At 67.5% G+C, this 25,540-nt stretch carries 28 protein-coding genes and 1 pseudogene; 22 read left to right on the forward strand and 7 right to left on the reverse strand.

Features of this window, described 5'->3' with window-relative positions; translation table 11 throughout:
* Positions 1–25 precede the first annotated feature (25 nt).
* From kdsA to LC490_RS13355, 7 genes and pseudogenes are all read left to right on the forward strand, one after another.
* Positions 26–859: a 3-deoxy-8-phosphooctulonate synthase gene (kdsA, locus tag LC490_RS13325; RefSeq protein ID WP_031374364.1), complete on the forward strand. Its 834-nt coding sequence runs from the start codon at positions 26–28 to the stop codon at positions 857–859.
* A gap of 268 nt (positions 860–1,127) precedes the next feature.
* Positions 1,128–2,414 carry a phosphopyruvate hydratase gene (gene eno / locus LC490_RS13330; RefSeq protein ID WP_223620444.1) on the forward strand — a complete coding sequence of 429 codons (1,287 nt, stop codon included), beginning with the start codon at positions 1,128–1,130 and terminating at the stop codon, positions 2,412–2,414.
* A gap of 16 nt (positions 2,415–2,430) precedes the next feature.
* Positions 2,431–2,805, forward strand: a pseudogene (ftsB, locus tag LC490_RS13335) (cell division protein FtsB); the annotation flags it as partial.
* 150 nt (positions 2,806–2,955) lie between these two features.
* On the forward strand, positions 2,956–3,645 hold the full coding sequence (gene ispD, locus LC490_RS13340; RefSeq protein WP_223620503.1) for a 2-C-methyl-D-erythritol 4-phosphate cytidylyltransferase: 690 nt from the start codon (positions 2,956–2,958) through the stop codon (positions 3,643–3,645).
* Positions 3,646–3,869: 224 nt separating this feature from the next.
* Positions 3,870–4,349 (forward strand): 2-C-methyl-D-erythritol 2,4-cyclodiphosphate synthase, encoded by a 480-nt coding sequence (ispF, locus tag LC490_RS13345; protein WP_031374360.1) that lies wholly within the window; start codon positions 3,870–3,872, stop codon positions 4,347–4,349.
* Positions 4,346–5,437 carry a tRNA pseudouridine(13) synthase TruD gene (truD, locus tag LC490_RS13350; protein ID WP_223620445.1) on the forward strand — a complete coding sequence of 364 codons (1,092 nt, stop codon included), beginning with the start codon at positions 4,346–4,348 and terminating at the stop codon, positions 5,435–5,437. Before ispF ends, truD begins: the two co-directional genes overlap by 4 nt.
* 241 nt (positions 5,438–5,678) lie before the next feature.
* Complete coding sequence (locus LC490_RS13355) at positions 5,679–5,921, forward strand: hypothetical protein (RefSeq protein ID WP_223620446.1); 243 nt, start codon at positions 5,679–5,681, stop codon at positions 5,919–5,921.
* A gap of 51 nt (positions 5,922–5,972) precedes the next feature.
* Here the strand turns inward: LC490_RS13355 and LC490_RS13360 are convergent, their stop codons facing one another.
* Positions 5,973–6,548: a Smr/MutS family protein gene (locus LC490_RS13360; RefSeq protein WP_031374357.1), complete on the reverse strand. Its 576-nt coding sequence runs from the start codon at positions 6,546–6,548 to the stop codon at positions 5,973–5,975.
* 305 nt (positions 6,549–6,853) lie between these two features.
* Positions 6,854–7,621, reverse strand: coding sequence for a LuxR family transcriptional regulator (locus LC490_RS24515; RefSeq protein WP_305067581.1), 768 nt, complete (start codon positions 7,619–7,621; stop codon positions 6,854–6,856).
* Positions 7,622–7,726: 105 nt separating this feature from the next.
* Between LC490_RS24515 and surE the strand changes: the two genes are divergently transcribed.
* The 6 genes from surE (at position 7,727) to LC490_RS13400 (ending at position 12,391) form a co-directional block, all read left to right on the forward strand.
* Positions 7,727–8,530, forward strand: a complete 804-nt coding sequence (surE, locus tag LC490_RS13375) for a 5'/3'-nucleotidase SurE (protein WP_223620447.1) — start codon at positions 7,727–7,729, stop codon at positions 8,528–8,530.
* Positions 8,527–9,207, forward strand: coding sequence for a protein-L-isoaspartate(D-aspartate) O-methyltransferase (locus LC490_RS13380; protein WP_031374354.1), 681 nt, complete (start codon positions 8,527–8,529; stop codon positions 9,205–9,207). The genes surE and LC490_RS13380 overlap by 4 nt, the downstream gene beginning before the upstream one ends.
* A 25-nt stretch (positions 9,208–9,232) precedes the next feature.
* Positions 9,233–9,847, forward strand: a complete 615-nt coding sequence (locus tag LC490_RS13385; RefSeq protein WP_031374353.1) for a YqaA family protein — start codon at positions 9,233–9,235, stop codon at positions 9,845–9,847.
* Between the two features lie 60 nt (positions 9,848–9,907).
* Entirely contained in the window at positions 9,908–10,705 is a 798-nt protein-coding gene (locus LC490_RS13390) for a peptidoglycan DD-metalloendopeptidase family protein (RefSeq protein ID WP_223620448.1), read from the forward strand.
* Positions 10,706–10,748: 43 nt separating this feature from the next.
* Entirely contained in the window at positions 10,749–11,042 is a 294-nt protein-coding gene (locus LC490_RS13395) for a hypothetical protein (RefSeq protein ID WP_223620449.1), read from the forward strand.
* Positions 11,043–11,179: 137 nt separating this feature from the next.
* Positions 11,180–12,391 carry a hypothetical protein gene (locus LC490_RS13400; RefSeq protein ID WP_223620450.1) on the forward strand — a complete coding sequence of 404 codons (1,212 nt, stop codon included), beginning with the start codon at positions 11,180–11,182 and terminating at the stop codon, positions 12,389–12,391.
* A 179-nt stretch (positions 12,392–12,570) separates the two neighbouring features.
* Here the strand turns inward: LC490_RS13400 and LC490_RS13405 are convergent, their stop codons facing one another.
* From LC490_RS13405 to yhbY, 3 genes are all read right to left on the reverse strand, one after another.
* Positions 12,571–13,152: a D-Ala-D-Ala carboxypeptidase family metallohydrolase gene (locus LC490_RS13405; protein ID WP_161786178.1), complete on the reverse strand. Its 582-nt coding sequence runs from the start codon at positions 13,150–13,152 to the stop codon at positions 12,571–12,573.
* A 47-nt stretch (positions 13,153–13,199) separates the two neighbouring features.
* The gene (locus LC490_RS13410) at positions 13,200–13,574 is read right to left on the reverse strand and encodes an Mth938-like domain-containing protein (protein WP_031374348.1); all 375 of its coding nucleotides are present in this window, start codon (positions 13,572–13,574) and stop codon (positions 13,200–13,202) included.
* A gap of 102 nt (positions 13,575–13,676) precedes the next feature.
* Complete coding sequence (yhbY, locus tag LC490_RS13415; protein ID WP_031374347.1) at positions 13,677–13,982, reverse strand: ribosome assembly RNA-binding protein YhbY; 306 nt, start codon at positions 13,980–13,982, stop codon at positions 13,677–13,679.
* A gap of 78 nt (positions 13,983–14,060) precedes the next feature.
* On the opposite strand from yhbY, the gene rlmE reads away from it, so the two are divergent.
* The 3 genes from rlmE to folP all read left to right on the forward strand — a co-directional run bounded on the left by rlmE (position 14,061) and on the right by folP (position 18,004).
* On the forward strand, positions 14,061–14,708 hold the full coding sequence (rlmE, locus tag LC490_RS13420) for a 23S rRNA (uridine(2552)-2'-O)-methyltransferase RlmE (RefSeq protein WP_031374346.1): 648 nt from the start codon (positions 14,061–14,063) through the stop codon (positions 14,706–14,708).
* Between the two features lie 147 nt (positions 14,709–14,855).
* Positions 14,856–16,763, forward strand: a complete 1,908-nt coding sequence (ftsH, locus tag LC490_RS13425) for an ATP-dependent zinc metalloprotease FtsH (protein ID WP_031374345.1) — start codon at positions 14,856–14,858, stop codon at positions 16,761–16,763.
* A gap of 338 nt (positions 16,764–17,101) precedes the next feature.
* Complete coding sequence (gene folP / locus LC490_RS13430) at positions 17,102–18,004, forward strand: dihydropteroate synthase (protein ID WP_223620451.1); 903 nt, start codon at positions 17,102–17,104, stop codon at positions 18,002–18,004.
* A 702-nt stretch (positions 18,005–18,706) separates the two neighbouring features.
* Here folP and LC490_RS13435 read toward each other — a convergent pair.
* Entirely contained in the window at positions 18,707–18,922 is a 216-nt protein-coding gene (locus tag LC490_RS13435; RefSeq protein WP_223620452.1) for a hypothetical protein, read from the reverse strand.
* Positions 18,923–19,497: 575 nt separating this feature from the next.
* Here LC490_RS13435 and miaA point away from each other — a divergent pair.
* The 6 genes from miaA to LC490_RS13465 all read left to right on the forward strand — a co-directional run bounded on the left by miaA (position 19,498) and on the right by LC490_RS13465 (position 24,591).
* Positions 19,498–20,469 carry a tRNA (adenosine(37)-N6)-dimethylallyltransferase MiaA gene (gene miaA / locus LC490_RS13440; RefSeq protein ID WP_223620453.1) on the forward strand — a complete coding sequence of 324 codons (972 nt, stop codon included), beginning with the start codon at positions 19,498–19,500 and terminating at the stop codon, positions 20,467–20,469.
* 181 nt (positions 20,470–20,650) lie between these two features.
* A complete protein-coding gene (gene hfq, locus LC490_RS13445) occupies positions 20,651–20,932 on the forward strand; it encodes an RNA chaperone Hfq (protein ID WP_031374342.1) in 282 nt (93 codons plus the stop codon).
* A gap of 41 nt (positions 20,933–20,973) precedes the next feature.
* Positions 20,974–22,272 carry a ribosome rescue GTPase HflX gene (gene hflX, locus LC490_RS13450; protein ID WP_223620454.1) on the forward strand — a complete coding sequence of 433 codons (1,299 nt, stop codon included), beginning with the start codon at positions 20,974–20,976 and terminating at the stop codon, positions 22,270–22,272.
* Between the two features lie 145 nt (positions 22,273–22,417).
* Positions 22,418–23,533 carry an FtsH protease activity modulator HflK gene (gene hflK / locus LC490_RS13455; protein ID WP_031374340.1) on the forward strand — a complete coding sequence of 372 codons (1,116 nt, stop codon included), beginning with the start codon at positions 22,418–22,420 and terminating at the stop codon, positions 23,531–23,533.
* Positions 23,530–24,393 (forward strand): protease modulator HflC, encoded by an 864-nt coding sequence (locus LC490_RS13460; protein ID WP_031374339.1) that lies wholly within the window; start codon positions 23,530–23,532, stop codon positions 24,391–24,393. The genes hflK and LC490_RS13460 overlap by 4 nt, the downstream gene beginning before the upstream one ends.
* 6 nt (positions 24,394–24,399) lie before the next feature.
* Complete coding sequence (locus tag LC490_RS13465) at positions 24,400–24,591, forward strand: DUF2065 family protein (protein WP_031374338.1); 192 nt, start codon at positions 24,400–24,402, stop codon at positions 24,589–24,591.
* A gap of 29 nt (positions 24,592–24,620) precedes the next feature.
* Here the strand turns inward: LC490_RS13465 and LC490_RS13470 are convergent, their stop codons facing one another.
* Positions 24,621–25,538: a hypothetical protein gene (locus tag LC490_RS13470; protein WP_031374337.1), complete on the reverse strand. Its 918-nt coding sequence runs from the start codon at positions 25,536–25,538 to the stop codon at positions 24,621–24,623.
* Positions 25,539–25,540: the final 2 nt, after the last annotated feature.

Consider the following 25,540-nt stretch of genomic DNA (forward strand, 5'->3'; position numbering starts at 1 on the left):
TACTCATGAATTCAGGAAGCAAGCGATGAAACTCTGCGGCTTTGACGTCGGCCTCGACCAGCCTTTCTTTCTGATCGCCGGCCCCTGCGTGATCGAGTCGATGCAATTGCAGCTCGACGTCGCCGGCCAGCTCAAGGAAATCACTTCCTCGCTCGGCATTCCCTTCATCTTCAAGTCGAGCTTCGACAAGGCCAACCGCACCTCGGCGACGAGTTTCCGCGGCCCGGGCATGGAGGAGGGGCTCAAGGTCCTGGCCGAGGTCAAGCGCCAGATCGGCGTGCCGGTGCTGACCGACGTGCACGAGTACACGCCGATGGACGAGGTCGCCTCGGTCGTCGACGTGCTGCAGACCCCGGCCTTCCTGTGCCGCCAGACCGATTTCATCCAGAAGGTTGCGCGCGCCGGCAAGCCGGTCAACATCAAGAAGGGCCAGTTCCTCTCGCCCTGGGAGATGAAGCACGTCACCGCCAAGGCCCAGGCCACCGGCAACCAGCAGATCATGGCCTGCGAGCGCGGCGCGAGCTTCGGCTACAACAACCTGGTCAGCGACATGCGCTCGCTGTCGGTGATGCGCGACACCGGTTGTCCGGTGGTGTTCGACGCGACCCACTCGGTGCAGTTGCCCGGCGGCATGGACGGCAAGTCCGGCGGCCAGCGCGAGTTCGTGCCGGTGCTGGCGCGTGCGGCGATCGCGGTCGGCGTCTCGGGTGTGTTCATGGAAACTCATCCGCGCCCCGAGGAAGCCCTGTCCGACGGCCCCAACGCGGTGCCGCTGCCGAAGATGCGCGCGCTGCTCGAGACCATGGTCGAACTGGACCGCATCACCAAGAAGAACGGCTTCCTGGAACAAGATTTCTGATGTCGCCCGCGTTGCGGTTCGAACCCGGCCGCAGCGCGGCCGTCGCTGGGCCGGGGCGCGCGTCGTCCCGCCCGCATTGCGGCAAGCACATATCGGGCTGGCCGGAGCGGTTCTGCCGCGCCGCCTGCAGCGTGTCCGTGCGGCCCCTCCGGATCGATTCGATCCGCCACCGAATGTCGCCAATTTCGACGGCGCCCACCCGGGCCGGCCGCGATCTCGGCTATCGTTCGTCCCGACCCCTTTCCCACTGAACCCCGACTCTTCCGACATGAGCACGATCACCCAGATCCACGCCCGCGAAATCCTCGACAGCCGAGGCAACCCGACCCTGGAAGCCGAGGTCACCCTGGCCGACGGCAGCTTCGGCCGCGCCCTGGTCCCCTCCGGCGCTTCGACCGGCAGCAAGGAAGCGGTCGAACTGCGCGACGGCGACAAGACCCGTTACCTCGGCAAGGGCGTGCGCAAAGCCGTCGAGAACGTCAACACCACCATCGCCCAGGCGCTCAAGGGCCTGGACGCGACCGACCAGGCCGGCCTCGACCGCCGCATGATCGATCTGGACGGCACCGAGAACAAAGGCCGCCTGGGCGCGAACGCGCTGCTCGGCGTTTCCCTGGCCAATGCGCATGCGGTCGCCGCCTCGCGCAAGCTGCCGCTGTGGAAGCATCTGGCCGGCGACCGCGCCGCAGTGCTGCCGGTGCCGATGATGAACATCATCAACGGCGGCGCCCATGCCGACAACAACGTCGACCTGCAGGAATTCATGATCCTGCCGGTGGGCGTGCCGACCTTCGCCGAGGCGCTGCGCGCCGGCGCCGAGGTGTTCCATGCGCTGAAGTCGGTGCTCAAGGGCCGTGGCCTCAGCACCGCGGTCGGCGACGAGGGCGGTTTCGCCCCTGACCTGCGCAGCAACGAGGAAGCGCTGGAAACCATCCTCGAAGCGATCGGCAAGGCCGGCTACAAGGCCGGCGAAGACATCCTGTTGGGCCTGGACGTCGCCTCCACCGAGTTCTTCGACAACGGCAAGTACCACCTCGTCGGCGAAGGCAAGCGCCTGACCAGCGAGCAGTTCGTCGATTTCCTCGCCGGCTGGGCCGCGCAGTACCCGATCGTGACCATCGAAGACGGCATGGCCGAGGACGATTGGGCCGGCTGGAAGCTGCTGACCGACAAGATCGGCAACAAGGTGCAGTTGGTCGGCGACGATCTGTTCGTGACCAACCCGAAGGTCTTCAAGGAAGGCATCGACAAGGGCGTGGCCAACTCGATCCTGATCAAGGTCAACCAGATCGGCACCCTGACCGAGACCCTGGAAGCGATCGCGATGGCCGACGCGGCCAAGTACGCGGCCGTGGTCTCGCACCGTTCGGGCGAAACCGAGGACACCACCATCGCCGACATCTCGGTGGCGACCACCGCGACCCAGATCAAGACCGGCTCGCTGTGCCGCAGCGACCGCGTGGCCAAGTACAACCAGCTGCTGCGCATCGAAGAGCAGCTCGGTGCCGCGGCGAAGTACGCCGGACGCGATGCGTTCGTGTCGCTGCGTCGCTGAGCGCGGCTGAGTCGCGATGGTCGAGAAGACGGGCAAGCGCTGGCTGAGCGTGCTGGTACTGGCGTTGCTGGCGCTGCTCGCTTTTCTGCAGTATCGGTTGTGGTGGGCCGGCGGCGGCAGCGGCGGCAGCGTCGCCGCGCTGCAGGCCCAGGTCGACGGCCAGACCCGCGAGAACCAGGGGCTGCAGCAACGCAACGACGCGCTCGCCGCCGAGGTCGAGGACCTCAAGTCGGGCGAGGCAGCGGTCGAGGAGCGCGCGCGCAGCGAGCTGGGCATGATCAAGCCCGGCGAGACGTTCTATCGCGTGGTCGAAGCCAAGCCGCAGGCGCCGGGTGCGAATGCGGCCGCGGCGGTCAGCGCGGTGCAGAACGGCGCGGTGCCGGGCGAGCAGGCCGCGCCGGAAGAATCGAGCCTGGAAGAACAGGTCGACGAACCGCCCAGCGAACTGCCGCCGCCGGCGCCGGAGCCTGTGCCGTCCGGGCCGCCGGCGCATTGAAGCCGTGAGCGCGGAGACAGCGTCGGGCATCTGTTACCGCAAGGGATACGAGACATGATCTGGGCCGTGATTCCCGCTGCCGGCCGCGGCCAGCGCTTCGGCGGGCCGACGCCGAAACAGTATCTGCATGCGGCCGGCAAGCCGCTGATCGAGCACGCTCTGAACGCCTTGCTTGCGCACCCGCGCGTGGCCGGGGCGATGGTCGCGCTGTCGCCCGGCGACAAGCTTTGGCCGGGCTGGACCGAGCTGCACGGCAAACCGGTGTTGCGTTGTATCGGCGGCGGCGAGCGCGCCGATTCGGTGCTGGCGGCCTTGCGCGCGCTGCCCGAGGAGGTCGGGGACGAGTCCTTGGTGCTCGTGCACGATGCGGCCCGGCCGAACCTGCGTCGCGGCGATATCGATCTGCTGATCGCGGCGGCCGAAACCGGCGCCGACGGCGCGATTCTCGGTGCGCCCTTGCGCGACACCCTGAAGCGCGCCGCCGTCGGCCGCATCGTCGCCACCGAACCGCGCGACGGCCTGTGGCGCGCATTCACGCCGCAGGCCTTCCGTCGCGGCGCCTTGACCGCGGCACTGGATGCGGCGGCGCAGGCCGGCGTGATCGTCACCGACGAGGCCTCGGCGATGGAGCGCATGGGCGCGAAACCGCACCTGGTCGAAGGCCGCGAGGACAACCTCAAGGTGACCACGCCGGCGGACCTGGCGTTGGCGGAATACCTGCTAGACAAAATCTGAGGAGATCGAAGTGAGGAGCGAAAAGTGAGGAGTGAGGAGCGAGCGAAAGCGCCGCATGCCGGCGCAACGCTCGGCTCCTGCTTCCGCTCACTCCTGAGTCCTCTTCGCTCACTCCTTCTGTGAGGAGTGAGCGACGGCGCGGCATGCTGGCGTCCAACGCTCCGGCTCTTGCTTCGGCTCACTCCTCACTCCTCTTCGCTCATTCCTTTACCGCAGGTCCACTCATGAATATTCGAATCGGCCAAGGCTACGACGTCCACGCATTCGGCGACGGCGACCACATCATGCTCGGCGGGGTGCGCGTGCCGCACGACCGCGGCGTGGTCGCGCATTCCGACGGCGACGTGGTCATCCACGCGCTGTGCGACGCGCTGCTCGGCGCGCTCGCGCTCGGCGACATCGGCCAGCATTTCCCGCCCAGCGACGAGCGTTGGCGCGATGCCGACAGCCGCCAATTCCTGCGTCATTGCCAGGTGCTGATCGCCGAGCGCGGCTACAAACTCGGCAATGCCGACGTCACCGTGGTCTGCGAACGGCCCAAGGTCGGCCCGCACGCGCAGGCGATGCGCGAGGCGTTGGCCGCCGATCTCGGCGTCGAGCTCGATGCGATCAGCATCAAGGCAACCACCAGCGAACAACTCGGTTTCACCGGCCGCCGCGAAGGCATCGCGGCGATGGCGGTATGCCTGCTGGTGTCGGCATGAGCGAGGATTCGCAGGACGGCATGGTGCCGGTCGGCGCCGCGCAGGACGCCGCGCTCGCCCGCGCCCACGGTGCGGCCGTGCTCAGCGCGCGCATCCGCACTTCATCGGAGGATTTCCGGGTCGAGGAACTGCCCGGTTTCGCCGCCAGCGGCAGCGGCGAGCATTTGCTGCTGACCGTGGAAAAGCGCGGCATGAACACCGCCTTCGCGGCCAAGCGCATCGCCGCCTGGGCCGGCATCGGCGAGGTCGGAATCGGCTACGCCGGGCTCAAGGACCGGCATGCGGTCACCGTGCAGCGCTTCAGCGTGCACCTGCCCAAGCGCATCGCGCCGGACCTGGCCGGCCTGCAGGACGACGAACTGCGCGTGCTCGACAGCCAATGGCATGCGAAGAAACTGCCGCGCGGCGCCTTGGCCGGCAACCGCTTCGTGCTGACCCTGCGCGAGATCGAAGGCGAGCGCGAGGCGATCGATGCGCGCCTGGCCCACATCGCCGCACGCGGCGTGCCGAACTATTTCGGCGAACAACGCTTCGGCCGCGACGGCGACAACGTCGCCAACGCCCTGGCGATGTTCGGCGGGCGCCGGGTGCGCCGCGAGCAACGCAGCCTGTTGCTGTCGGCGGCGCGCTCGGAACTGTTCAACCGCGCCCTCGCGGTGCGCGTGGCCGACGGCAGCTGGGACGGTTTGCGCGACGGCGCGTCGCTCGCCGGCGAGGTCTGGGCCCTGGCCGGCAGCCGCAGCGTATTCGGTCCCGAAGTCTGGAGCGAAACGCTCGCGCAACGCCTGGCCGCTTTCGACATCCATCCCAGCGGTCCCTTGTGGGGGCGCGGCGAACTGCGCAGCACCGAGGCGGTGCGGGCGTTGGAGCTGGCCGCGCTCGAAGGCGAGCAGGCGCTGGCCCTGCGCGCGGGCCTGGAAGCGGCCGGACTCGATCAGGAGCGCCGTGCGCTGCGTCTGCGCCCGGATGGCCTGGCCTGGCGCTGGCTCGACGACGGTGCCCTGGAAGTGTCGTTCGCCTTGCCGGCCGGCGCCTACGCGACCGTGGTTCTGGCCGAGCTCGGCGAGATCCGTTCCGGCCCGGGCTGAGGTCGAATCCGCGTTCGCGCGATTCTCGCCAACCCAGGCGGCGCTTGCCTCAAACCAACGGATTCGCCCGCGTTCTCGCCGCTTTCGGCCTTCGTAAACGACCGTTCGTCGGGTGCGACGTGGTGGCACTGGTTCACGATTCCGGCCGGCGTATAAGCCGAAGGTGACAGCCGGCAGGTGCCGGTTGCCGTTCGGTCGCGCCAAGCCGCCGCCGGACTCCACCGCGTCAGGGAGTCGGGTCATGAACGCTACGTTGCGTATTGCCGTCCTGTCGTTGTCGGTGCTGGGCCTGGCGGCGTGCGCCGGCACCCAGACCAAGAGCAGCTATGCCGAGCCGTCGGTTTCCAAACATGCCGTCGCCGGCATGTCGCGCGACGATCATTACGTCAGCGCGGTCGAGCGTCTCGCCCAGCGCCGCGGCATCGAAGTGGTCTGGGTCAATCCGCCGGACCGCCGCACGATGGGCGGGCATCAGGAAGAGTGACGCCGCCGGCGGGTCCGTCCCGAAGGTCGGGTTCGAACTCGGCCCCGGGGCTCAGCGCCGTTTGCGCGGCGCCAGCAGTACCAGCACCGCTCCGGTGCCGCCCTGCGCGGGCGGTGCGGAGTGGAAGGCCAGGGTGTCGGCGCGTTGGCGCAGCATCCGGTCGACCAGATTCTTGAGCACCGGCAGGCCGCGGCTGTCGACGAAGTCGTTGCCGCCGCCGCGGCCTTTGCCGTGGATCACCCGCACGCAGCCCACGCCGTGTTCGCGGGCATCGTTGAGGAAGGCGCGCAGCAGCGCCTCGGCCTCGCGCACAGGGCTGCCGTGCAGGTCCAGTTCTTCCTGCGCCGAGATCTCGCCGCGTTTCAGGCGCGCGAACACCCGCGGCGGCAATTCGTCGCGGCGATAGCTCAGCGCATCGCCGGCTTCGAGCAGGTTTTCTTCCAGGGCATGGCGGAACTCGTCGCGGGCCTCGGCCTCGTCGCGTTCGGCCATGCGTGCGCGCGGGCGCGGCTTCGGCGAGGTCGGCGGCAGCGGCGCGTCGGGCAGGCGGCGGACCTCGCCGATCGCGGCACGGAACAGGGCCGCGTCGTCGCTGTCGTCGTCGGGACGGTCGGGTGGGGGCGTCATGGCCACAGCATAAAAGCCCCGGCCCATCCTTGGGACCTGCGACCCGTCGGTATCGGGCCGGCACCGGGGAAAAACGAAAGAGCGGTGCGCGCCAAGAAGTCCCCTCGCGCCGTTCGGCGCGCATGCGTCGGCGAACACCGCGAGCATTCAGTTCAGCATGGACGGCGGGCGATGCGTGGGCCGGCCTGTAAGAACAGACAGGTGAGGGCCGGGCAGGGCAGATGCGGCCCGGGCGAGTGCCGGGGCCGAATCGCCGCGGGCTCGCAGGCGGCCGCAGCGATGACAGGCAGCGGGACAGACTGCGGTTATAGGAAGATCAGCCCCAGCGCCACCGCACGCGCGCAGGCGGCGCGCCGGCCCTTGACGCCGAGCTTGCGCGAGACCTGCTGCAGGTGGAAGTTCACCGTGCGCTCGCTGATCCGCAGGATCACCGAGATCTCCCACGAGGTCTTGCCGACCGCCGACCAGCGCAGCACTTCGCGCTCGCGTTCGCTGAGCGTCGGCAGCGGTTGGCGCTGGCGCATCAGGCGGTCGAGGGTGGCCTGCATGCAATTGACGAAATACACCGCCGAGGCGACCGTCGGGACCATCTCGCGCGGGTCGACGATCGCGGTGTGGGTGAAGGTCATGAACGACCAGCGCATGCCCTGCGACCAGCTCGGCACGGTGATGCCGCCGCGCAGGCCGTGTTCGCCGGCGATCTCGAGCGTGCGTCGCGTGCGCTGCATCAGGTAGACGCGTTGGCCGAGCTCGTAGCTGGTCTGGCCGCGACAGTTCCATGACGCCGCCGGCAGGCCCTCGCGGGCCTGGATGATGCGCGGGTCGGAGCGTTCGGCCTGGGCCGAGGCGAGGCCGGGATAGGTCTTGGACCAGTCGCTGGCGAAATCCTCGAAGTAGAAGAAATCCTTGGACGGCCCGCCGCCGTGGCCGGGCTGCAGCGCCGGCTCCTGCAGTTTCATCGCATAGCCATGATGCTGAAACCCGAGCGCCCTGGTATAGGCGGACGTGGCCGACTTCACTTCGTCGAGCGACTGGGCCCGAAACACGCGATCGATATGCTCCCAATACTGCATGCCTTACCTGCATTCAGTCGGTACGGAGCCCATCTTAACGCCAGGCGCCTGTCCGAACCCCCCGGCCAGATCGGGTATCATCCTGCCTTTGATTGCGGAATCCTCATGCGCGTATTGGTCAGCAACGACGACGGCGTCGACGCACCCGGCATTTGCATTCTCGCTCAGGGGCTGCGCGAGGCCGGTCACGAGGTGCTGGTGGTTGCTCCCGATCGCGACCGCTCCGGCGCCAGCAATTCGCTGACGCTGGATATGCCGATCCGCGTGCACAAGCTCGACGAGTCGACCTGGCGCGTGTCCGGCACCCCGACCGACTGCGTGCACGTGGCGATCACCGGCATGCTCGAAGCCGAGCCCGACATCGTCGTGTCCGGCATCAACAACACCGCCAACCTCGGTGACGACGTGATCTATTCGGGCACCGTCGCCGCGGCGATGGAAGGCCGTTTCCTCGGCCTGCCGGCCGTGGCCATGTCGCTGGCGACCGCCGACCACGTCGGCCATCACTACGAAACCGCGGCGCGCGCGGCGGTGGAGATCATCGCCCGCCTGCGCACCGATCCGCTGCCGGCCGACACCATCCTCAACGTCAACGTGCCCGATCTGCCCTGGGGCGAGATCGCCGGTTTCGAAGTCACCCGCCTGGGCAACCGCCACCGCGCCGAAGCCTGCACCCCGCAACAAGACCCACGCGGCCGCCAGTGGTGGTGGATCGGCGCGGCCGGCGCCGAGCAAGACGCAGGCCCCGGCACCGACTTCCAGGCCGTGCGCACCGGCAACATCTCGATCACCCCGATTCACGTCGACCTGACCCGCTATCAGGCGCTCGAACAGGTCGCGAGCTGGGTCGGCGGCCTGGCCGATGCGCTGGCGCAGCCGGAACCACGGGCGCCGGAGTCGACCGCATGATCCAGCGCATGCGCCTGCAGCCCGAAGCGATCGGCAGCGGCCTGACCTCGCAGCGCGTGCGCGACCGCCTGGTCGAGCGCCTGCGCGAGGCCGGCATCCGCGACGAGCGCGTGCTCAACGCGATCCGCACCGTGCCGCGCCACCTGTTCGTCGACGAAGCGTTGGCGATGCGCGCCTACGAAGACACCGCCTTGCCGATCGGCCACGGCCAGACCATTTCCCAACCCTGGGTGGTGGCCAAGATGACCGAGGCCCTGCTCGAAGACGGCATACCCGGCAAAGTGCTGGAGATCGGCACCGGCTCGGGCTACCAGGCCGCGATCCTCGCCGCGCTCGGCCTGGAAGTGCATACCGTCGAACGCATCGGCGAGTTGCTGCGCACCGCGCGCAAGCGATTCCGCCAACTCGGTCTCAACGTGCGCAGCAAGCACGACGACGGCCGCATCGGTTGGCCCGAAAACGGTCCCTTCGACGCGATCATCGTCACCGCGGCCGCGCCCGCGCTGGTCGATGCCTTGACCGACCAGCTCGCCGTCGGCGGCACCCTGATCGCGCCGGTCGGCGCGTCCTCGTCGCAGTCGCTGTTGAAGCTGCGCAAGGACGCCGACGGCAACATCAGCCAACACACGCTCGCGCCGGTGGTCTTCGTGCCATTGCTGTCGGGCATGATCGACTGACACCTCACCCGACAGGGGTTCGCTTTTGAAGATCTTCGGACCGCTCTACGAGCGCGCGTTGACCTGGGCCCGGCATCGCCACGCGCCGGCCTATCTCACCGGCTTGAGCTTCGTGGAAGCCATCATTTTCCCGATCATGCCCGAGGTGATGCTGGCGCCGATGTGCGTCGGCGCGCCGCGGCGCGCGTTCTGGTTCGCCACCCTGAGCCTGATCGGCTCGATGGCCGGCGCCCTGGTCGGCTATGCCTTGGGCCATTACGCCTTCGAGGCGCTCAAGCCGGTGTTCGCGGCGATGGGCATGCTCGCCGGCATCGAGTCCGGCATCGCCACGGTCCAGGCCAAGATGGCCGAATCGCCGTGGGCGGTGTTCACCTTCCTGGTCCTCGGCGGTTTCATGCCGATCCCGATGAAGGTGTTCACCTGGGCGTCGGGTATCGTCGGCGTGCCTATGCTGCAATACGTGCTGAGCATGTTGATCGGCCGCGGCAAGCGCGTGTTCCTGCTGGCGCTGGCGATCCGCATCGGCGGCGAACGCGCCGAGGCGACGCTGCGACGCTACATCGAGCCGATCGGCTGGATTGCCACGGCCATCATCGCGGTCGCCGTAGTCTGGCTGATATGGCGCTCGCAGCAGGGCTGAGGCCGCTGCGGACCCCGCAATGACGAAACACCGGTACATGGACGCTGCAAGAGGATGCGCATGATCAAGACGACCCGGACCCCGACCCTGGCGATGGCCGCCTGCGTTCTGGCCGCGCTTGCCCTGATCGGCTGTTCGAGCACGGTGGTCCGCGAACCCTCGCGCGGTCATTCCAGCCGCGGCACCTCGCGCCCCTCCTCGCGTCCGGCGCCGCCGCGTCCATCCAGGCCGAAGCCCGGCGCGACCATCGTCGTGCAGCGCGGCGAAGGCTTGTACCGCATCGCCACCAACAACGGCATCCAGGTCGCCGACCTCGCCGCCTGGAACGGCCTCTCGCCGCCTTACACCCTTTACCCGGGCCAGCGTCTGCGCCTGTACCCGTCCAGCGGCGGCGGGACTCGCCCATCGCCAGGGGCACCGTCGAGCGCGGGCACCAGCGCGCCGCGCCCCGTGCCGGCGGCGCCGGTCGCCGCACCGATCAACAGCGGTATCCGCTGGCGTTGGCCGGCCGACGGCCCCTTGCTGAGCCGCTACGTCGCCAACGAGCCGACCAAGCAGGGCGTCGACATCGCCGGCTCCAGCGGCGCCGCGGTCCGCGCGGCTGCCGACGGCGTGGTGGTCTATTCGGGCACCGGCCTGGTCGGCTACGGCGAGCTGATCATCGTCAAGCACAACGAACAGTGGCTGTCGGCCTACGGCCACAACCGCAAGCGCCTGGTCAACGAGGGCCAGGTGGTCAAGTCCGGCGAACAGATCGCCGAGATGGGGCGCAGCGGCGCCGCGCGCGACATGCTGCACTTCGAGGTGCGCTACAACGCCAAGCCGGTCGATCCGTTGTTGTATCTGCCTGCGAAGTAATCGGCCGCGCACCCGCCGTCGCGGCGGGGCGCCGAGTCAGCCCATGGATTTCGCGACCTTGAAAGCGGCCTGGCCATGGATCGGCATCGTCGACTGTCCGGGCCGGTTCGTGCTCAAGGATGCCGATCCCGCGCTGATGCCCGCGGACCTGCTCGGTTCCGATATTCCCGTGTCCGAACACCGCAGCATCCGGGCGCGCGACGCGATTCTGGTCGCGCGGCTGATCGATGGCGGCCTGATTTCCTATCGACGGGCCGACGGGAGCTGCCTGCACACGCTCAATACGCCCGAAGGCATGGCGCGGAAACTGTCGCAGTTGGGCCTGGCGCCGCCTTAGGCGCGGCCACGCATCGCCACCGCGCCTGCCGTTTGCCGATGCGCCGTGCCCCGGGATTCGACCGCAGAAGCACCCGCGCGCGAGCGTGGGCCGGATCGATGCAGAATAAGCCGCGAAAAACAGTCTGAAGGATCAGCATGTCGACACCGCCCGACGAAGACAACACCCGGCCGCTGAGCCTGGACGAGATCGCTCGCCTGGATGCGCTCAAGTCCGACGGCGTGCCGGCTGCGATATTGATCGTCGTGGTGACGCTCGTGGTGGTGTTGATGACGTGGGAACGTTACGGCGCTTTCTGGACCGCGGTGGAATTGCTCGTCGGCCTCGCAATGGCGGCGATGACGGTGCTGGGCCGTTCCGGCGCCAACGCGAATCTTCAGGCCGACATGGACGGCGGTATCAAGCGGCTCGCCGTGGCGACGGTGGTGAAAGTTACTCATGATGATGAGCAATCTCGCTGCCGCATCCAACTGCGGACCGAGGAAACCCCGCCGTGCACGCTCGAATTTACCCCGCCGGACCGCGTGTTCTTCGAGGTCGAATACGGCGAGCAAGTCCGCATCGCCTATGCGCCGGTCAGCAAGACCGTCATCAGCGTCGTCGCGCTGGGATGCGAGTACGAGCTGGGTGCGCAGAGTACGGCTTCGCAGGCCGCACCGGAGCACGACGATTCGGCCGACGCGCGTCTGCAACTGCGCAGGGCTCAGCGCGACGCCGCGCGAAAACTGCGACGGACCGCGCCGTCCACGCGAGCGGATCTCGACCGTCAGGACGATCTTGGTCAGCTTCGCCCGGAAGCGACGGCGAGCAGCGATGACGCGCCGCAAGCGGCGAAGCCGCGCGTAACCGGGCCCCTCAACGGACACGACCGGGACAGATTGGCTGCGAGGCGAGTGAGCGGTTGCGGAATCGTCGCGTTCCTCTGCATCCTGGGCCTGGTTTTAGCGGTGGTATGCATTTTGGCCAGCTTGAACGGCATCGGCGCAGGAGCGACCGCGGCCATGGTGGTTGCGGTTCTCCTGGCGGCGGCCGTGGTGGCTTTCGTCGTGACGAACGAAGACGACAAGTTGCAGTCCGACCTGGACATGGGGGTCAAGGTCAGCGTCTGCGGCCGCATCAGCCACATGCGTACCGAGAGTTCCGAAGGCGGCGGCAGCCCTTATTGCTTCATCACGGTGACGGTCGACGAGCCGCCGCCGCGGACGATCGTGTTCCTGGTGGAAAGCCGCTTGTTCCATGCGCTGCTGCCGGAAGATGCGGTGCGCATCGTCTACGTCCCGGCGAGCAAGACCCTTCTGCATCTGCAGACCGACTCGTACAGCTACTCGTTGCGCCTGGAACCGGATTGACCGCGATCGGCGGCGCTCGATCGAGTGATGACAAGCCGAGGGGCGGCGAAGCTCGGCCGCGACGACGGGACAGCATCGATATCGGAGTCGGTGGCCGGATCGATGCCGATTTCGACGCGGTGGTTCGACAGCCGCGAAGGCGGCGTGCGGAGCGACGTCGCTCTTTATGGCGCTGCGGGTCAGTTTGCGTGATGTTTCAGGCGAGTGCCGGGCACGCACTGCGATGTCCGGTAGGTGTAGTCGTGCCCCCAGGTGCGGAACCCGGTGGTGTCGATGTGCAGATGGCGAGCGTCGTAAAACCCGAGGCCGAAGCCGCTCGCCGGTCCGAGCCGGCGCCAGAACGCGCACAGCTCGCGTGTCGGGGCGTCGGTGGCGAGATCGAAATCGTAGGCGCCGCCGCTCATGTGCCGGCTGCGCGAGCTGCCGCCTTCGCAGCGATTGAGGGCTTTGTCGCGGTATCCGGACGTGATCTCGGCGCCGTCGAGCAGCCCGGCGCGGCGCAGCTCGGCGATCAGGCGCAGGCTGCGCACCGTGTCGGGCCAGGCCGGTTTCGGCGGCAACGCGAACTCGGGCGCACCGCAGAGGCGCCAGCGGCGGCCGCTGCGCAGCAACTGCATCATCGGTACGGACTCGCCAGCGCCGTGAGCGAGCAGATAACGGCGGTATTCCTCGACCGCGGCGCGGTGGCCGTCGCCGAGCCAGCGCTGGTAGCGCTGCGCCGGCGTGGGCAGGGTGCAGGCGGCGAGCAGGATTGCCGGCATCAGGACGAGGCCAAGCGCAGGCCAGCGCAAGCGCGGCCCGGCCGAGCTCATGCGCCGAGCACGAACCCCATGACGATGCGCCGGCCTTCGCCGGCCAGCACGTTGAAGGTGCGCGCGGCGGCGGGGTTGGTCATGGTTTCCAGGCCGACGCCGCGGCCGAGGCAGGCGGCCAGGGTCGCGGGCGGCGGAAACGCCTGGGTCGCGCCGCAACCGAGCACGATCAATTCCGGCTCCAGGGCGAACACCGGCGCCAGGTCTTCGATGGTCAGGGTCTTCACGTCCAGTACCGGCCAATCCTCGATCAGCCGGTTCGGCGCGAGGATGAAGCTGCGTTCCAGGCGGCGATCGTTGACCAGGGCGACCTGGCCGTCGGCGCCGCGCAGGAAGAACTCGTGATCGGGACGTTCCAGGGTCAGTTGCATGGGCGATCGGGAATCGGGAGTCGGGAATGGCTTGAAGCCAGAGTGGAGCTGGGGCGGGGGGCTTTCCGATTCCCTATGCCCGATTCCCCATTCCCGGCTTTATCAAGTCCGCGGCAGGACGATCTGGCGCTTTTCCTTGCTCGGGCGGTACAGCACGGCGGTATGGCCGATGCGCTGGACCAGGGCGGCGTCGGTACGCTCGGCAATCTCAGCGATCGCTGCGTCGCGAGTGTCGCGGTCTTCGGCGCCGACCTTGATCTTGATCAGTTCGTGGTGCTCGAGGGCGTTATCGACCTCGGCGACCAGCGCATCGGTGATGCCCTTGCCGCCGACCTGGAGCATGGCCTTGAGGTCGTGGGCCTGTCCGCGCAGGAAACGGGTCTGGGCGGAGGTCAACAGGGTGGGCATTGGGTCACACGAACGGAGCGGGAGGGGCGCTCAGGGTATCATGGCGTCCCCAACCCCCACCGGGACGGCCGCCCGCATATGGCGACCCGCAGCAAAAGCAGCCAACGCTGGCTCAAGGAACACTTCTCGGACCCCTTCGTAAAGAAGGCCAAGGCCGAAGGCTTGCGTTCGCGCGCCGCCTACAAACTCGAAGAGCTGGTCGAGCGCGACCGGCTGCTCAAGCCGGGCATGGTCGTGGTGGACCTCGGCGCCGCCCCGGGCGGGTGGTCGCAATGGGTCCGCCAGGAGCTGGACCGCCTCAACGCGGCCAAGCCGGGCCGGATCATCGCCCTGGACATCCTGGAGATGCCCGGCCTGGCCGGGGTCGAGTTCATCCTCGGCGATTTCCGCGAGGACCAGGTCTTAACCCAGCTCGAGCAGGCCCTGGCCGGGCAGACCGTGGACCTTGTGCTGTCGGACATGGCCCCCAATATGAGCGGTGTGGACGCGGTGGACCTGCCGCGGGCGATGCACCTTTCCGAGCTGGCGATGGATTTCGCCGACCGGCACCTAAGGGTCGACGGCACCTTCCTGATCAAGCTGTTCCAGGGGGTGGGCTTCGATGATTACGTGCGGGAACTGCGCCGTCGCTACGCCAAGGTCTCGATCCGCAAGCCGGCGGCCTCGCGCAAGCGATCCCCGGAGGTGTACGCGCTGGCGCAGGGCAAGCGGGCCACGCCGACCTGAACGCCAAGGCGTCGGGCCGGCGGCCGGCCGACCCAGCTGCTTTTGGCAGGTGTCCGGTGGCGGGTGGTGTGACAATCTGAGCGGTACCGCCGGCGCAAGAGGCGTCGGAGGACACGAGGCCCCACAGGGCCGCAGGCTAGGAAATACATGAACGATTTGGCCAAGAATCTGCTGCTTTGGGTAATCGTCGCCGTCGTACTGATGGTGGTGTTCCAGGCGTTCGGCCCGCGTGCGGCGGGCACCGATGCGATCTCCTACGATCAGTTCATCGCCCAGGTCCAGAGCGACCGGGTCAAGGAGATCAAATTCTCCGACGATCGCACCACGATCACCGGCACGCGCAAGGACGACACCAAGTTCACCACCTATGCCGCGCAAGACCCTTACCTGATCAACGACCTGCTCAATCACAAGGTCGAGACCGTGCAGACGCCGCAGTCGAGCAGCCCGTCGCTGGTGGTGATCCTGATCAACGTCCTGCCCTGGTTGCTGTTCATCGGCATCTGGGTCTATTTCATGCGCCAGATGCAGCAGGGCGGCAGCAAGGGTGCGATGAGCTTCGGCCGTTCGCGCGCCAAGCTGCAGGGCGAGGACCAGGTCAAGGTGACCCTGGCCGACGTCGCCGGTTGCGACGAGGCCAAGGAAGAAGTCGGCGAGCTGGTCGAGTTCCTGCGCGATCCCTCCAAGTTCCAGAAGCTCGGCGGCAAGATCCCGCGAGGCGTGCTGATGGTCGGCCCGCCGGGTACCGGCAAGACCCTGCTCGCGCGCGCCATCGCCGGCGAAGCCAAGGTGCCGTTCTTCAGCATTTCCGGTTCCGACTTCGTCGAGATGTTCGTCGGCGTCGGCGCCAGCCGCGTGCGCGACATGTTCGAGCAGGCCAAGAAGCACGCCCCCTGCATCATCTTCATCGACGAAATCGATGCGGTCGGCCGTCATCGCGGCGCCGGTCTCGGCGGCGGTCATGACGAGCGCGAGCAGACCCTCAACCAGTTGCTGGTCGAGATGGACGGTTTCGAAGGCGGCGAAGGCGTGATCGTGATCGCCGCGACCAACCGCCCCGACGTGCTCGATCCGGCGCTGCTGCGTCCGGGCCGTTTCGACCGCCAGGTCGTGGTCGGTCTGCCGGACGTGAAGGGCCGCGAGCAGATCCTGCGCGTGCACATGCGCAAGCTGCCGCTGCACGACGACGTCGAGCCGATGACCATCGCCCGCGGCACCCCGGGCTTCAGCGGCGCCGACCTGGCCAATCTCTGCAACGAGGCGGCATTGTTCGCCGCGCGCGAGAACGGCAAGGACGTGCGCATGGAGCACTTCGACAAGGCCCGCGACAAGATCCTGATGGGCGCCGAGCGCCGCTCGATGGCCATGAGCGAAGACGAGAAGAAGCTGACCGCCTACCACGAGGCCGGCCACGCCATCGTCGGCCGCGTCGTGCCCGAGCACGATCCGGTCTACAAGGTCACCATCATTCCGCGCGGCCGCGCCCTCGGCGTGACCATGTACCTGCCGGAAGGCGACAAGTACTCGATGAACCGCGTGGCCATCGAATCGATGCTGTGCTCGCTGTACGGCGGCCGTGTCGCCGAGGAGCTGATCTTCGGCGTCGACAAGGTCACCACCGGCGCGTCCAACGACATCGAGCGCGCCACCAAGATGGCCCGCAACATGGTCACCAAGTGGGGCCTCAGCGACGAGATGGGCCCGATCGCCTACGGCGAAGAAGAAGACGAAGTCTTCCTCGGCCGTTCGGTCACCCAGCACAAGAACGTGTCCAACGAGACCGCGCGCAGGATCGACGAAGTCGTGCGCGGCATCCTCGACAAGGCCTACGGCCGTACCTCGCAGATCCTCAAGGACAACCTCGACAAGCTGCACATGATGGCCGAGGCCCTGCTGCAGTATGAAACCATCGACGCCGCGCAGATCGACGAGATCATGGCCGGCCGCGAGCCGGGTCCGCCGGCCGATTGGGCCAAGTCGGGCCGCATCTCCAAGGACGACCCGGGTCCGGGTCGCCCCGGCAGCCAGATCGGCGGGCCTGCGGCGCAGACCTGAAGGCCGGGATTCGGGTTTCGGAACTCGACATCGGTAAAGCAAAAGCGAACGGCGCCCGAGAAATCGGGCGCCGTTTTGTTTGGGCCGGGATTTGGGATTCGGGATTAGGGATTGGCAAAGGCCAGAGCCTGGAAGGACATCCAGGTCAGCTGGATATCTTTGCTTCCGACCGGAGATGAAAGCCCCAGGACGCTTGCGTAAGTTAGAGGCAGCGCGAAAACTCTTCCCGATTCCCGATTCCCGATTCCCGATTCCCGATTCCCGATTCCCGATTCCCGATTCCCGATTCCCGATTCCCGATTCCCGATTCCCGATTCCCGATTCCGGTCCCCAATCCAATGTTCGAACTCGCCACCACCCTCGACTGCAACGGCCGCCGCCTCGTCCTCGACCGCCCGCGGATCATGGGCATCGTCAACGTGACGCCCGATTCCTTCTCCGACGGCGGCGCTCACAACAGCCTCGAGGCTGCCGTGGCGCACGGCCTGAAGCTGGCCGGGGAGGGCGCCGACTTGCTCGACATCGGCGGCGAATCGACCCGCCCCGGCGCCGCCGAGGTGCCGCTGGAGGAAGAGCTGCGGCGCACGATCCCGGTGATCGAACGTCTAGCCCGCGAGACCGGGCTGCCGATCAGCATCGACACCTCCAAGCCGGAGGTCATGCGCGCCGCGGTCGCGGCCGGCGCCGGCCTGATCAACGATGTCTACGCGCTGCGCCGCGAGGGCGCGCTCGATGCCGCCGCCGAACTCGGCGTGCCGGTGGTGCTGATGCACATGCAGGGCGAGCCGCGTTCGATGCAGGCCGACCCGGTCTACGACGATGTGGTCGCCGAAGTGCATCGTTTCCTGGTCGAGCGCTTGTTCGCCGCCGAGATGGCCGGCATCGCCAAGAAACGGATCGTCGTCGATCCCGGCTTCGGCTTCGGCAAGACCCTCGCCCACAACCTGGCCCTGCTTGCGCAGTTGCAGCGTTTCGGCGAACTCGGCGTGCCGGTGCTCGCGGGGCTGTCGCGCAAGCGCAGCATCGGCGAGCTCACCGGCCGCGACGACGCGCACGAGCGCGTCCACGGTTCGGTCGCCGCGCACCTGATCGCGGCCCAGCGCGGCGCGAAGCTGTTACGCGTGCACGACGTCGCCGCCACCGTCGATGCGATCAAGGTCTGGGAAGCGGTCGCGGCGCAGCCGATGCCGCGGCGCGCGGCCGCGTCGGCGCCGGGCCTGAAGTGGCCCGACGACGAGTAAGTCCCTTCGTCGTTGCGATGCCCGGTGCGTAGCCTTGATTACCGGAACGGAAGCGGCGGCCCGCGACTTGAGCGCGGAAAACCGCAGTCGCCGCAGCGCAGGGTCTGCGGCGCAGTGCGTTCAGCAGCAGATCGTTGCGAGCGATCTGTCGCCCGCTTAGCGCCATCTCGTCCTCAACAATCGCCATGATCGCGAAAGCCTTGCCGCGCAAGGCGTGAAACACCTTGCATGAAGATTGTCCGCAGGCTTGTCCACAGGCATCGTGGGCAGCGCGATGCGCTCGCTTCGATGCGCTCGAAGCTGCGGTGCCGTCCCTCCTGAGTTTCAGACACACAAGCATCGAGGCGTGTCGATGCCTTCGATCCAGACCTGTGCGAGCGCTCGCGAAGTCAAGCGTTTGACGAAGCGGGGAAGGCTTGTTCTTCGGTGCGGGAGCGGTGGTCAAAGTTTCGCCATAATCCGTGCGCCCTTGCCGCACAAAGCGTGAAACCCGATTCCATCGTGTGTGTCCGCAGCTTTGTCCACAGCGATTGTGGACATTGCGCAAGCCGTTTCGCGCAATGAGCGGCCTGCGCTCGTGCATCGGCGGGAAGATTTGCGCGATCCCGGGCGGGAGCGGAGCCTGCCATGCGCGTTCGAGCCTCGTTCGCGCCAAGCGGGACCGATGCGCGGCCAGGCGATTTCGGCCCTTTTCGTGCGTGGTCAAATTTTCGCCATAGTTGCTTCGGCCTTGCGGCATAAGGCGTGAAACCCGATTGCATCGCCGCTGTCCGCAGGTTTGTCCACAGGCTTTGTGGACATCGCTGCGCGCATGCCGCGGGCGATGCGGCCGCCTGTTTGTTGCAAGGCGATACGACACCATGCCGTTTGTGTCCGTAGCGGCGACGAGCGTTCATCGAGTGCCGCATCGCCTTCCATGTCAAGCCTTCGACGACGAATTCCTGCGGATTTCCTCGCGGCGGACGCGTGGCGAAAAATTGATCAAACTTGTCGCAGCCTTGTCACATAAGGCGTGAAACACGGTTGCACGGTGTCTGTCCGCAGGTTTGTCCACAGCGATTGTGGACAGCGCTTCGCGTCGCTTGCGCGCGCCGTGGTCGTGCGGCGATTCGGATCGGTTGGGGATGCCGACTATGAGATGCAAGTCAAGAAAAATAAGTGATCAATAAATGATCAAACTTATCGCGAGCGTTACGCCGCAACGGATTGCGCTTGCTCCGCGACAGACTGTCCGCAGGCTTGTCCACAGGCTGTGTGGACAAACGTCATGGCCTGGTCAAAAAAACGACAAACAAGCGTGATCCCTTGCCAGGCCTGGGCGCGATGGGTTTGTCCACAGGCTTGCCCCAGTGCTTCTCCACAACGTCTGTGGAGCGCGCGTTGCCGCGCCGACCAGGTCGCGAGTGGGGCAGGTTGGGCCGAACCGCCGCTTCCTCGATGCTCGCGCCTGTGCGAGGCTGCCGGCTCGCTCCACCGCCGTGCCGCCGTCCCGCATGAACGCTTCCGCCGATCCCCGCCCGCTCGCCATCGCCCTGATGGGCCCGACCGCGTCGGGCAAGACCGCGCTCGCCCTGGAGTGGGCGCAGCGCCTCGGCGGCGAGATCGTGAGCGTGGATTCGGCCCTGGTCTATCGCGGCCTCGACATCGGCGCGGCCAAGCCGAGCGCCGTCGAGCTGGCCAGCGTGCGCCATCACTTGATCGACGTGCGCGAGCCCTGGCAGCCGTATTCGGCCGCCGAGTTCGCGCTCGACGCCCGCCGCGCGCTCGACGACATCGCCGGCCGCGGGCGCCTGCCGATCCTCGCTGGCGGCACCGGCCTGTACTTCCACGCCTTGCTGCACGGCCTGTCGGCCATGCCCGAGGCCGATCCGGCCACGCGCGCGCAGCTCGTCGCCGAAGCCGAGACGCTCGGCTGGGCGGCCCTGCACGAGCAACTGGCACAGGTCGACCCCGAGGCCGCGGCGCGCATCCACGCCACCGACGCCCAGCGTATCCAGCGCGCGCTGGAAGTGTTCCGCCTGTCCGGGCGCAGCATGAGCGAGTGGCGCCGCGCCTCGCTCGCCGCGCCGCGCCTGCCGTACCGCGTGCTCAAGCTGGTGCTGGCGCCGGCCGAGCGCGCGGTGCTGCATGCCCGTATCGAGCGCCGCTTCGAGCAGATGCTCGCCCAGGGTTTCCTCGATGAAGTCCGCGGCCTGCGCGCGTTGCCGGCGCTGCAGGCGCATCCGCGGCCGCAGGACTTGCCGGCGATCCGCGCGGTCGGCTACCGCCAGGCCTGGGAGCACCTCGACGGCGACTACGACGCCCGGGAATTCCGCGATCGCGGCGTTTACGCCACCCGCCAGCTCGCCAAGCGCCAGTTGACCTGGCTGCGCGGCGAGCTTGACGCCCGCTGGTTCGATCCTTTGCGCGATGCGGCCGAACTGGAGGGCGCCCTGGCCCTGTTTATGGGCGCCGGCCCGCTATAGACACATTCGGCGCTTAGAATGAGGCGCGTAAACCCGGAACCGGGTCGCAATGTTTGCTATCACTTGCGTTAACATCGGCCGGTCGCCCTGTGGGGACAACAGCCGGCGATACGGCCGTGCTCCGCACCATCGGTGCCGGGCGTGCCGTCCTAATAACTAGAACATGCTGGGGAATTAGAAGATGTCTAAGGGGCAATCCCTACAGGATCCTTTCCTGAATGCGCTGCGTCGCGAACGCGTACCGGTCTCGGTCTACCTGGTCAACGGCATCAAGCTGCAGGGCACGATCGAATCCTTCGACCAATTCGTGGTGCTGTTGCGCAATACCGTGAGTCAGATGGTCTACAAGCACGCCATTTCCACCGTGGTTCCCGCGCGCAATGTCCGCGTCGGTCCGGGCGGCGGCTATGTGCAGTCCGCCGATGGCAGCGACAATGGCGACGGCGGCGACGAAACTGAGTAATCCGATGACGATGGCGGCGCTCGCGCCGACGGTGCGGACCTGTGTTTGAACGTTCGCGCAAAGGTGAGCACGCCCTGTTGATCCAGCCTCATGCCGGCGGCCCGCCGGATGAGGACCTGCTGGAAGAGTTCGCCGACCTGGCCCGGTCGGCGGGCGCGAGCGTGGCCGCGGTCCTGACCGCGCGCATCGACCGCCCGAACGCGGCGACCCTGATCGGCAGCGGCAAGCTCGACGAGGTCAAGGCCGCGGCCGAGGCCAGCGGCGCCGACCTGATCCTGGTCAATCACCCCTTGTCGCCGGGCCAGGAGCGCAATCTCGAGCGCTTCCTCGAACGGCGCGTGGTCGACCGCACCGGCCTGATCCTCGACATCTTCTCGCAGCGCGCGAAGAGCTCGGAAGGCAAGCTGCAGGTCGAACTGGCCCAGCTCAAGCACATGGCGACGCGCCTGGTGCGCGGCTGGACCCACCTGGAACGCCAGCGCGGCGGCTCCATCGGCCTGCGCGGCCCCGGCGAAACCCAGCTCGAAACCGACCGCCGCCTGCTGCAGAAACGCCTGGAGCAATTGCAGCGCCGCCTCGACAAGGTCGAAGTGCAGCGCACCCAGATGCGCCGCGCGCGCCTGCGCAGCGAACTACCGCGCGTGGCCCTGGTCGGCTACACCAACGCCGGCAAATCCACCCTGTTCAATGCGATGACCGGTGCCGAGGCCTACGCCGCCGACCAGTTGTTCGCGACCCTCGACCCGACCGTACGCCGGATCGAGCTCTCCGGCGGCGCCGCGGTGCTGGCCGACACGGTCGGTTTCGTCCGCGACCTGCCGCATGAGCTGGTCGCCGCGTTCCGCTCGACCCTGTCGGAGGCGCGCGAGGCCGACCTGCTGCTGCACGTGATCGACGCCGCCGACCCGCTGCGCGACGAGCGCATCGCCCAGGTCGACGCGGTCCTGAACGAAATCGGCGCCGGCGATCTGCCGCAGGTGCTGGTGTTCAACAAGATCGACCGCCTCGACGGGGTCGAGCCGCGCATCGACCGGCCCGGCGAAGACAGCAGCCGGGTCTGGGTGTCGGCCCGCGACGGCCAGGGCCTGGACCTGCTGCGCAGCGCGCTGGGCGAGGCCCTGCAGCTGCGCCACGTCGCCGGCAGCGTGCGGATCGCGCCGCAGGACGCGCGCCTGCGCGCGCGGCTGCACGAGCTCGGCGCGGTGCGTTCGGAACACGCCGACGAGCACGGCTGGCTGGTCGAGGTCGACCTGGCCGTGGCCGACGCCCAGCGCCTGTTCGCCCAGGCCAACGGCGAAGCATTGCGCCCCTTGCTTGAGGCCGTTCAGGCCCCCACCTAGAATCGACGGGTTCGTGCGCGGGTGACTGCGTGCGGACTCCCGCGGCGCAACCGGCGCCGTGGACCGGTCGCGGCGCAGGCCGAGGCCGGTGCAGCGGGCTGGACACAGGACGTCCCGCCCGGCGCCCACATCTTTAGGAGCAGGCATGGCCTGGAACACCCCTGGCAGTGACAATTCCGGCGACAACCCGCGTCCGCCGCGACAACGCAAACCGCAAGGTCGCGGTCTCGATGCTGTGATCGAGCCCTTGCGCGGCTTGTTCGGCAACGGAGGCGGCGGGATCCTGCGCTGGGTCGCGCTGCTGATCGGCCTGTGGCTGGTGTTCAACTGCTTCGTGCTCGTCACCGAGCAGGAACGCGGCGTGGTCCTGCGCTTCGGCGTGTTCTCGCGCGTGCTGCAGCCCGGTCCGCACTTCAAGGCGCCGTGGCCGATCGAGCGCGTGACCAAGCTCAACGCGACCCAGAGCCAGGCCTACACCGAGACCATCCCGGTGCTGACCCGCGACGGCAACATGGTCAACGTCGAGATCAACGCCCAGTACCGGATCGAGTCGCCGCGCCTGTTCCTGTTCGGCTCGCGCAAGCCCGACGACGTGCTCAAGCAGGCCGCCCAAAGCGCCGTGCGCGAGCAGATCGGCCGCTCCGACCTCGATACCGTGCTCGGCGCGCGCAGCGTGCTGACCACGCAGGTGCGCCAGCGCCTGCAGGCCTCGCTGAAGGACTACGAGACCGGACTGATTCTGACCGAGCTCAACCTGCCCAACGCCCGCCCGCCGGACGAGGTCAAGGACGCGTTCGACGAAGCGCAGCGCGCCAACGCCGACAAGACCACCTCGATCAACCAGGCCCAGGCCTACGCCAAGCAGATCGTTCCGGAAGCGCGAGGCGAGGCCCAGCGCGTACGCACCACGGCCGAGGGTTACAAGACCTCGACCGTCGCCCGCGCCCAGGGCGACGCGACCCGCTTCTCGCTGCTGGTCGACCAGTACAAGAGCGCGCCCGACGTCACCCGTAAGCGCCTGTGGCTCGACACCGTGCAAGACGTGTTGAGCCAGAACCGCAAGATCGTCGGCGGCGATTCGCGCCAGGTGCTGTACGTGCCGATGGATCGCAACGTGCCGACCACCCCGGGCCCGGTCAGCGTGCCGCTGGTGACCCAGCCGGAAATGCTGAGCCCGGTCACCGCGACCGAATCGCAGTCCACCGTGCCCTATGTCGGCCGCCCCGCGCGTCCGAAGTCCCGCGACGAGGTGATCCGATGAGAGTTCCCGCCCTGATTGCCGCGGGCATCGCCTTGCTACTCGCGTTGCTGGGTTCGATGTTCGTGGTCAGCGAAGGCCACAGCGCGATCGTGTTCCGCCTCGGCACCGTGGTGCGCGAGGACATCGGTCCCGGCCTGCGCTTCAAGTGGCCGCTGATCGAGACCGCGCGGGTGTTCGACCGCCGCCTGCAGATCCTCGAATCGCCGCCGGAGCGTTACCTGACCGCCGACAAGCTCGACGTCAGCGTCGACTTCTTCGCTCTCGGCCAGATCGACGACATGCGCCGCTTCTTCCAGGCCACCGGCGGCGACGAAACCGTCGCGGTCGAGCGCTTGGCGCCGATCATCCGCGATTCGCTGCGCAACGAGATCAACTCGCTGAACCTGCTCGACGTGGTCAAGGGCGATCGCGAAGCGGTGATCGGCAAGCAGCTCGAAACGATCAACAAGGGCGCCGCGACCCTGGGTATCCGCATCAAGGACATCCGCATCAAGCGCATCGACCTGCCGCAGGACAGCAACGTGCTGGCCTCGGTCTACAACCAGATGCGTTCGCAGCGCCTGCAGGTCGCCAGCCAGCTGCGCGCCGAAGGCGTCGAACAGTCGCAGGCGATCCGCGCCACCGCCGACCGCGACAAGACCGTGATCCTGGCCGAAGCCGAACGCGACGCCCAGCGCCTGCGCGGCGAAGGCGACGCCGAAGCCACCCGCCTGTACGGCGAGGCCGCCAGCAAGGACCCGGCGTTCTTCACCTTCCAGCGCAGCCTGGAGAGCTATCGCAAGTCCTTCGCCGACGGCCAGAGCGTGATCGTGCTCGACCGCGACGATCCGTTCCTGCAATACCTCAAGTCCGACCGCTGATCGCGCATGGTCGGTGAGTTGATCCGGGCACTGTGCCTAGTCGCAGTGCTCGAAGGCCTGTTCCTGTTCGTCGCCCCTCACGGCTGGAAACGCGCAGCCGAGCAACTGCAGGCATTGCCCGACCGCCACCTGCGCATCGTAGGCGGAGTCGTGGTGGCGATCGGGGTGGTTTCGCTGTGGGTGTTGCGGGGCGGGTGAGGGCGTGGTCGTTCACCGGCCTGCGGCGACTACCGTGCGTCGGAAATGCCGATCTCGCGTGCCGCATCGATGACGTCCCGGACCCGCTCGGGGCCGGGCCAGCCGACGATCTTGCGGACCACCCGTCCGTCTTTGATGAAGTAAAAGGTGGGCGTGTTCCAGGTGTCGAGCTCGCGCCACTCTTTTTCCTTGTAGACAATCGACATCGGGACGTCGGGGTGCTGCTGGTTCCAACTGCGAAGTGTTTCGATCTGGAATTGGCGATCCTGCGGCGTCAGCCAATGAGCACCGCCGAAGAAGGTGGACGATCCTCCTGGTGCCGTTTTTAGGTCCTGCACCGCGCGGCGGGTGAAACCGCAGGACGGGTGAGCGACCACGATGATCTCCGCCGCCTTGACCTGGCGAGGCTGCAGCGATAGAGCGCCCCGTTCGCCGATTTTCCATTCCCGTGCGCCGTTGCTTGGCGCGGACGCCTGTTCTCGCGGCGGAAGCGGCTCCATCTCGGGATTACCACGACGTGCGTAAAGCGCTACGGCATCGTCCAGGCGTCGGGTTTGGACGAGCGCGCCATACATCGCCGCATACTGCGCTGAGGTGGCTTGCCGCTTGGCCTCCAGCAATTTCAGGTAATGCGACATGTCGTCGAGATAGCGCTCATTGAGCGTATAGAACACGGCTTGTGAGGCAGCGCGAAACCCCAACGACAGATCCTTGGTGGATCGATTTGCCTCGGTTCGCGCTGCCTCGTTTCCGAACAGTTTCTGGTAACTGCGTTCGATCGCGGAAGCTTTCTCCGCATCGGGTTTGTCCAGCACGGAAACAACGAGGCTGTCGAACTTCTGGAACTTCTCTTCGATGACGCTCAGCTTCGCAGACTCCGCCGACGCCGCGGCGCACAGAGAGCAGAGAAGCGAAACTGCCAGGAGTGGAATGAAAGAATTCTTCATCG

It is taken from the genome of Lysobacter sp. ESA13C, from assembly GCF_019970005.1.
Classification (GTDB): Bacteria; Pseudomonadota; Gammaproteobacteria; order Xanthomonadales; family Xanthomonadaceae; genus Lysobacter; species Lysobacter antibioticus_B.

Bases quoted from the DNA above. Each gene is read 5' to 3' on its own strand.
- kdsA (WP_031374364.1), top strand. From the start codon at position 26: ATGAAACTCTGCGGCTTTGACGTCGGCCTCGACCAGCCTTTCTTTCTG.
- eno (WP_223620444.1), top strand. From the start codon at position 1,128: ATGAGCACGATCACCCAGATCCACGCCCGCGAAATCCTCGACAGCCGA.
- ispF (WP_031374360.1), top strand. From the start codon at position 3,870: ATGAATATTCGAATCGGCCAAGGCTACGACGTCCACGCATTCGGCGAC.
- truD (WP_223620445.1), top strand. From the start codon at position 4,346: ATGAGCGAGGATTCGCAGGACGGCATGGTGCCGGTCGGCGCCGCGCAG.
- LC490_RS13355 (WP_223620446.1), top strand. From the start codon at position 5,679: ATGAACGCTACGTTGCGTATTGCCGTCCTGTCGTTGTCGGTGCTGGGC.
- LC490_RS13360 (WP_031374357.1), bottom strand. From the start codon at position 6,548: ATGACGCCCCCACCCGACCGTCCCGACGACGACAGCGACGACGCGGCC.
- LC490_RS24515 (WP_305067581.1), bottom strand. From the start codon at position 7,621: ATGCAGTATTGGGAGCATATCGATCGCGTGTTTCGGGCCCAGTCGCTC.
- surE (WP_223620447.1), top strand. From the start codon at position 7,727: ATGCGCGTATTGGTCAGCAACGACGACGGCGTCGACGCACCCGGCATT.
- LC490_RS13380 (WP_031374354.1), top strand. From the start codon at position 8,527: ATGATCCAGCGCATGCGCCTGCAGCCCGAAGCGATCGGCAGCGGCCTG.
- LC490_RS13390 (WP_223620448.1), top strand. From the start codon at position 9,908: ATGATCAAGACGACCCGGACCCCGACCCTGGCGATGGCCGCCTGCGTT.
- LC490_RS13395 (WP_223620449.1), top strand. From the start codon at position 10,749: ATGGATTTCGCGACCTTGAAAGCGGCCTGGCCATGGATCGGCATCGTC.
- LC490_RS13400 (WP_223620450.1), top strand. From the start codon at position 11,180: ATGTCGACACCGCCCGACGAAGACAACACCCGGCCGCTGAGCCTGGAC.
- LC490_RS13405 (WP_161786178.1), bottom strand. From the start codon at position 13,152: ATGCCGGCAATCCTGCTCGCCGCCTGCACCCTGCCCACGCCGGCGCAG.
- LC490_RS13410 (WP_031374348.1), bottom strand. From the start codon at position 13,574: ATGCAACTGACCCTGGAACGTCCCGATCACGAGTTCTTCCTGCGCGGC.
- yhbY (WP_031374347.1), bottom strand. From the start codon at position 13,982: ATGCCCACCCTGTTGACCTCCGCCCAGACCCGTTTCCTGCGCGGACAG.
- rlmE (WP_031374346.1), top strand. From the start codon at position 14,061: ATGGCGACCCGCAGCAAAAGCAGCCAACGCTGGCTCAAGGAACACTTC.
- ftsH (WP_031374345.1), top strand. From the start codon at position 14,856: ATGAACGATTTGGCCAAGAATCTGCTGCTTTGGGTAATCGTCGCCGTC.
- folP (WP_223620451.1), top strand. From the start codon at position 17,102: ATGTTCGAACTCGCCACCACCCTCGACTGCAACGGCCGCCGCCTCGTC.
- LC490_RS13435 (WP_223620452.1), bottom strand. From the start codon at position 18,922: ATGGAAGGCGATGCGGCACTCGATGAACGCTCGTCGCCGCTACGGACA.
- miaA (WP_223620453.1), top strand. From the start codon at position 19,498: ATGAACGCTTCCGCCGATCCCCGCCCGCTCGCCATCGCCCTGATGGGC.
- hfq (WP_031374342.1), top strand. From the start codon at position 20,651: ATGTCTAAGGGGCAATCCCTACAGGATCCTTTCCTGAATGCGCTGCGT.
- hflK (WP_031374340.1), top strand. From the start codon at position 22,418: ATGGCCTGGAACACCCCTGGCAGTGACAATTCCGGCGACAACCCGCGT.
- LC490_RS13460 (WP_031374339.1), top strand. From the start codon at position 23,530: ATGAGAGTTCCCGCCCTGATTGCCGCGGGCATCGCCTTGCTACTCGCG.
- LC490_RS13465 (WP_031374338.1), top strand. From the start codon at position 24,400: ATGGTCGGTGAGTTGATCCGGGCACTGTGCCTAGTCGCAGTGCTCGAA.
- LC490_RS13470 (WP_031374337.1), bottom strand. From the start codon at position 25,538: ATGAAGAATTCTTTCATTCCACTCCTGGCAGTTTCGCTTCTCTGCTCT.